This window comes from Streptomyces muensis (assembly GCF_021474425.1).
Lineage (GTDB): Bacteria > Actinomycetota > Actinomycetes > Streptomycetales > Streptomycetaceae > Streptomyces > Streptomyces muensis.
Genome location: NZ_JAKEIP010000374.1, coordinates 1 through 6170, shown reverse-complemented (window position 1 = coordinate 6170; position 6170 = coordinate 1). Strand labels below are relative to the sequence as shown.

Genomic DNA, 6170 nt, shown 5'->3' with positions numbered 1-6170 from the left:
GGGGACTGGGGTGGGGTGTCCGCCGTGTCCGAGCCCTGGCCGGAGACGGAATTGTCTCCCGAGGTGGGGTGAGGGTGGGGCAGCGGGTCGGTCGTCGGGTCCGTGGCCGGCGGCTCGGGCTCCTCCCGGGCCTCCGCCTCCCATGGCTCGTCCTCCCTCGGCGGGCGGCGCAGCAGGGCGATCGAGCCGGAGACGGTCGTCGCCCGGAGCTTGCCGGTGCCGGCGCCCAGTCGGCCGGTGATCTTGTGCGCGCCCCACTGGCCGTGCACCCGCAGGCCCTCGAAGGCGTTGGAGATCCTGCCGCTCGCGGTGTTGGCCTCGACGTCCGTGTCCGCCGGGGCCGGCAGGCGGATGGCGATCTCGCCCGAGACGCTGGTCAGCCGGACGTCGGTCGGGCCCTCCGGGTCCAGGTCGACGATCATGGAGCCGCTGACCGAGTCGGCCTTCACGGAGGGGCCGGAGCCCTCGACGACGGTGAGGTCGCCGGAGACGGAGTTGAAGCGGAGGTCGCCGGTGACGGCCTGGGCCTCAAGGTTCCCCGAGACGGTGTCGGCGCGGACCGGGCCCGACAGGCCGACGAGTGTCGTGTCACCGGTGATGCCCTTGACGACCGACGGGCCGTCGATCCCGGAGACCACGGCGCCGGCGCCGACCACGCCCACCTCGACGCGGGTGCCGGCCGGAACCGCGAGGGAGACCACCGCGCTGCGCCGCCAGCCCTTGCGGTCGAGCCACTTGAGGAAGCCCTTCCAGGGCAGGTCCTCGTACGCCACCGTCAGCGTGCCGTCCTGCTGGGTGACGATCAGGGGCGGGCCCTCTATCTCGGAGACCTCCAGGCGGGAGGAACCTTCGTCCGTCCCCACGACGTTCACCGTTCCGTTGACGATGCGCACCTGGAGCTCGCTCACCTGCTCGTCGAAGGTGAGCTTCCTGGGCTCTGCTACGGACCACTCGGACATGGTGCGGACCTCCTGGGCGACCGGACGCGGCCGCACGGGCCGGATCGGAAACGCGACACGCCATATCGCGTCTTACGAGAAACACGATATATCGTGGTGGTCGTAAGTCAAGGCACTCGTTCTGGTGATCACAAATCTCGCGAGGTGGGCAAATCGGCCTAGCGTGTTGTCATGTCGACGGAACAGTCCAGGCCGGCTCGTCAGGCCCGCCCCGCCCCGGGTGCCCTGCTGCTCTGCCGTGCGGAACCCGAGTCCGTCGCCCCCGCCGCCCGGCTGCTGCGCGAGGACATGCTGCTCGCGTCGGCCGGCGGGGAGTGGAGCGTGCTCGTTCCCGAGGGCCGGCCGTGGCTCGGGGGCGGCGAACCCGTCGACCGCGTCCTGACCGGCTGGGCCACCGCCCTCGCCGTCGGCGCGCCCTGGCCCGTCCTCGCCCTGTGGTGGGACGCCGACCGCGCCGGATACACCCTGGCGTCCGGCTTCCGCCGCCCCGTCGGCTATGTCTGGCTCGCCAACGGCACCCCGGCCGGTGAGGACGAGGCCATGCGCACCTTCGCCGGCCGGCTCGGTCTCGACCCGGTCCTGGACATGCAGTCCCTGGACGCGCTGACACGCCCCGACTCCACGGCCGACGCACGGGCACGCATGCGTGGCCTGATCGCCGTCCTCACGCGCGCGGGCGTGTCCCTGCCCGCCGGTCTCGCCCCCGGCGAGGACGCCGCCGGTCTCCGCGCGGCCGCCCGCGACCAGCCGCACATCCGCCTGGTCGAGTGGTCGGGCTGGCGGCACGCCCTGCGCGCGGAACTGGACGCCGTCGAGGGCCGCCACCTCGGCCCCTGGCTGCCCTGGGTCGGCGGCCCCAGATCACCCGCCCTCGCCCTGGCCCAGGTGGCGGTCGGGGTACCGCTCGTGGGCTGGGGGCTGCGGCGGCGCAGTGGTGGGTGGGTGGTGGCCGGGGTGGTGCTGCTCGCGCACGGCGCGCTGCGGCTGGCGTACGGCGTCACGCACGTGCCTGACTGACGCAGAGGGGGGTCGGTCCGGCGCGTGCCTGACCGGCGACGAGGAAAGTCGGTTCGGCGCGTGCCTGACCGGCGACGAGGAGGGTCGGCCCGGGCACGTACCCCACTGACGCCCGAGGAGGGTCCGGCTCGGCGCGGCATACCCTGAGGGAGTAGGTCCCGAGGGCTTGTCCCGTCAGTATCAGGAGCAAGAGTTGTACTTCACCGACCGTGGCATCGAGGAACTGGAGAAGCGGCGCGGCGAGGAGGAGGTCACCTTCGAGTGGCTCGCCGAGCAGCTGCGGACGTTCGTCGACCTCAACCCGGACTTCGAGGTGCCGGTGGAGCGCCTGGCGACGTGGCTGGCCCGGCTGGACGACGAGGACGACGACTAGGCCGTGTCCTGACGCCCGCCCGGCGGCGCACTCCCGCGGCAGCGGCCGCATACTCCTGCGGCAACGCCCGCATACTCCTGCAACCAACCTGGGTATTAGCCTCGTCGCTGTTCAAGTGGGCGCCGTCCGGGATCGGTTGGCCTGGCGGCTCGGGCTCTTCGGGGGAGCGGTATGAGTCACATCCAGGATGTCGAACTGCCGGACGGCACGGTGATCACCGCCCGGATCGGCGCGGCGGACCCCTACGACGACCAGGAGGACGTCGGCTTCACCGAGGCCGCCGTCGCCAAGGTCGAGCAGCTCCAGGACCTGATCAAGGCCGTCGGCGGCACCGTGCTCGACGCGGCCCGGGCGGCCAAGCCGGACGAGGCCTCCATCACCTTCGGCGTGGAACTGACCGCCAAGGAGGGCCTTGCGGTCGCCGTGCTCGCGCGTGGGGAGGCCAAGGCGTCCCTGGAGGTCACCCTCACCTGGCAGTTCGATCGCGGCGGCGCCGAGGAGGGCGACCGGAGAGCGGCCGGCGCATGAGCGAGCGGCACGATCGCCTCTTCGACCTGGTCAGGGCGGCCACCGTCCATCTGCTCCCGGCCGGTGGCAAGGACGGCCCGTTATGGGGCAGCGGCTTCTTCGTCGCGCCCGGCTGGGTGCTGACCGCCGCCCATGTGCTGGGCCGGCACCTCGCGGCGGACCGCGCCCTCGTCTTCCGGGTGCGTGGCGAGGGCGTCGACGCCGAGGCCCGGCTCGCGGAGTGGCTGATCACCGACCCGCGCAACCCCAGGGTCCCGCTGGCCGAGGACCTGGCCCTGGTCCGGCTCACCGGCGAACACCCCCACGAGTGCGTGTGGCTCACCGACCGCGCCGCCCGCCACTCCGGCGCGCTGAAGGCCTGCGGCTACTACCCGGGCCCGCCCGAGGCCCACTTCCGCATGGTGGACGCCGTGATCAACGGCCAGGAGGACACCCACGGGCTGATCATCAAGCCCGACATCGACCTCCAGCCCGGGATGTCCGGCGGCCCGCTGCTCGACCCGGAGTCGGGAGCCGTCGTAGGACTGATCAAGTCCAAGCGCAGAGACAAGGACGGCGGCAAGGCCATCGCCATCGCCGCGCTGCGCCGCTTCGGGGAGACGTACCGCACGGTCATGGCCGCCCATGACCGCTGGCACGGCGAGGAGCCGTCGGAGAGCGGCGACAACTGGATCGACCTCCAGGGCGGGCCGACGGACGGGCAGGGCGCCGTCTGGACGCCCCGCGACCGGCGCCGGGCGCTCGCCCTGCTGGCCGAGCTGCCGTCGCCGCCCGACGAACCCACCGTCAATGTCCTCGCCAAGCTGGCGCGCAGCGGCAACCGGTGGCCGGGTGCCACGCCCGAGCTGCGGACCTGGCGTGACGGCCATGGTCTGCTCTACGAGGGCACCACCCCGCTCGACCCGCTCACCTTCCTGCGCTACCTCGGGCTCGTCGAGGCCCACGCCCGCGCGCGGGACGCGGGCAGCCCCGCCCTCGCCGACTGGATCACCAGGCGGCTGCGCAGGGACCCCCGCCGCGATCTGCACGCGCTGGCCCGGGACGTCACCCTTCCCGACGAACTCCGGCCGCCCCCCGAGGACCACGGCCCGGAACGCGTGGTGATCTCCTATCCCGGCCCCGGCGAGGGCCCCGTCGTGGCCCTGCTGCTGGACCCGGTGATCAGCGCGCAGCCCGTCCGGTTCTTCTGGCAGATCTGGTACGACGACGGCGACGGCCTGCCCGAACTCCACAAGGAGGACCGCTCCGTGCACGGCTGCCGGCCCGACGAACTCGTCCAGGCGCTGCGCGTCCCGCTGGGCGGACTGCTGGAGTCCAAGGACCGGGAGGGCCACCCCGTACCGCTCGAAGTCGGCCTGCCCGCCGAGCACTTCGACACCGCCGTGCACCGCTGGCGGTTCGCGGACATCGCCGCCCTGAACGACCCCGGGCACCTGGGCGCACGCCGTCGCCTCGTGCTGCGCGCTCTTGAGCGCCGGGGATATCCGGACAACCTCTGGCTCGACCGCTGGCAGGGCATCACCGCCGGGCGGCGCTTCGAGGGCTGGCGCATGCCCCCGCCGGGCGCCGTGGACGCCACCGGCTACCACGCCGCCGAGCGCCACCGCATCCCCGTGATGTGCCGCCCGGCCGGACAGGGCACCGGCAACGTCGCCATGAAGCACGCGCTGCGCAGCGGCCACCCCGTGGCGCTCTGGCACATCGGCCCGCACCCCGAGCGCGGCGCCTGTCTGCCCGAGTGCGACACGCTCCACGCGCGCGTGGAGAAGTTCCTCGAAACGATCGGCTCGCTCGCCGAACTCCCCGACCGGCTGCGCCACGTACGGCAGGACATCAGCGAGCAACGGCCCGACAGCACCTGGGCCGAACCGCTCGCCCTGCTCTACGACGACCCGCGCCGGCCGCTGCCGGCCGAGGAGACCGAGACCGTGGACGCACCGCTGTGAACAGCACCGAAGCCTGGCCGAAATCCCAGGTGTATTACGGCAGTTCCGGGTATGTTTCCAGGGGCCCGCTGCGGGCGCACGACGCTCCCTTCGGCCAGGACGTGGACCACCACCGACCGTCGACGAGGAGCGCACCATGAGCGAGTGGTTCATCTACCGGGGCGTGGGGGAGCCGGATCCGGCCAGGATCGACGCGCTGCCGGAACCACCGCCCTGGCGGAAGTTCGACGCCACGCCCGTCGACTACGAGATCCCGCAGCTCGACTCCGCCACCCACCGCAGGCTCGGCGAGCGCACCGTCCCGCTGCCCGTCCAGGACCCCGACGCCCTCGAACTCGTCAACGCCGCCCTGTATCTCAGGCGCCCGCTGCTCGTCACCGGCGAACCCGGTGTCGGCAAGTCGACACTCGCCCACTCCGTCGCCTACGAGCTCGACCTCGGCCGCGTCCTGGAGTGGCCGATCGTCAGCCGCAGCGAACTGCGCGACGGCCTCTACACCTACGACGCCATCGGCCGCCTCCAGGACGCCCAGCTGCCCGGCGAGGAAGGCGCCCAGGACATCGGCCGGTACATCAAGCTCGGCCCGCTCGGCACCGCGCTGCTCGCCGCCGACAAGCCCCGGGTGCTGCTCATCGACGAGCTGGACAAGAGCGACATCGACCTGCCGAACGACCTGCTGAACGTCCTGGAGGAAGGCCGCTTCGCCATCCCCGAGCTGGAGCGCATCGCCGACCGCGACCCCGAGGTGCGGGTCCTCACCGACGACGGGCGCCGGGTCACGGTGACCGGTGGTCAGGTCCAGTGCCACGCCTTCCCGTTCGTCATCATGACCAGCAACCGCGAGCGCGAGTTCCCCGCCGCCCTGCTGCGCCGCTGCATCCCGCTCGACCTCAAGGCCCCCCGCGACGAACGGCTCGCCGCCCTCGTCCAGGCCCACTTCGGGCAGGGCGCCTACGAGGCCAACCGCGACCTCGTCGACCAGTTCACCCAGTCCGAGGCGGACGGCGCGCTGCGCCCCACCGACCAGCTGCTCAACGCCATCTTCCTCGCCCAGCACGCCGCCCGGGAGGCCGACCGGCGCCGCGAGGAGATCTCGGAGCTGCTGATGCAGCCCCTCGACCGAGGGCCCCGGTAGCCGATGACGCCCCGCGCCCCCGACCTCCCGGCCGACGGCGTGAGCCCCGTGCTCACGGCGCTGGTCGCGCGTATGCGGGACGCGGGCATCCCACCCGGCGTCGAGGAACTGGCGGACGCCCTGTGGCTGGCCCGCTGGCTGCCGGCCTCCCCGGAACGGAACGACCGGGCCACAACGCCCCCCGCGCCCGGCCCGGAACCGGCCCTCGGCCC

Annotated in this window: 7 protein-coding genes; 6 read left to right on the top strand and 1 reads right to left on the bottom strand. The window is 73.0% G+C overall.

What is annotated here, in order from left to right:
• On the bottom strand, positions 1-959 hold a 959-nt coding region (locus L0P92_RS41065; RefSeq protein WP_234768240.1), incomplete at its 3' end, for a DUF4097 family beta strand repeat-containing protein.
• 171 nt (positions 960-1130) lie between these two features.
• Here L0P92_RS41065 and L0P92_RS41060 point away from each other — a divergent pair.
• The 6 genes from L0P92_RS41060 to L0P92_RS41035 form a co-directional block, all read left to right on the top strand.
• A complete protein-coding gene (locus tag L0P92_RS41060; protein ID WP_234768239.1) occupies positions 1131-1976 on the top strand; it encodes a hypothetical protein in 846 nt (281 codons plus the stop codon).
• 193 nt (positions 1977-2169) lie between these two features.
• A complete protein-coding gene (locus L0P92_RS41055) occupies positions 2170-2349 on the top strand; it encodes a DUF6104 family protein (protein WP_030049542.1) in 180 nt (59 codons plus the stop codon).
• Positions 2350-2520: 171 nt separating this feature from the next.
• On the top strand, positions 2521-2877 hold the full coding sequence (locus tag L0P92_RS41050) for a CU044_2847 family protein (RefSeq protein ID WP_234768238.1): 357 nt from the start codon (positions 2521-2523) through the stop codon (positions 2875-2877).
• A complete protein-coding gene (locus tag L0P92_RS41045; RefSeq protein ID WP_234768237.1) occupies positions 2874-4823 on the top strand; it encodes a VMAP-C domain-containing protein in 1950 nt (649 codons plus the stop codon). Before L0P92_RS41050 ends, L0P92_RS41045 begins: the two co-directional genes overlap by 4 nt.
• Before the next feature lie 136 nt (positions 4824-4959).
• Complete coding sequence (locus L0P92_RS41040) at positions 4960-5958, top strand: AAA family ATPase (RefSeq protein WP_234768236.1); 999 nt, start codon at positions 4960-4962, stop codon at positions 5956-5958.
• Positions 5959-5961: 3 nt separating this feature from the next.
• On the top strand, positions 5962-6170 hold a 209-nt coding region (locus tag L0P92_RS41035; protein ID WP_234768235.1), incomplete at its 3' end, for a hypothetical protein.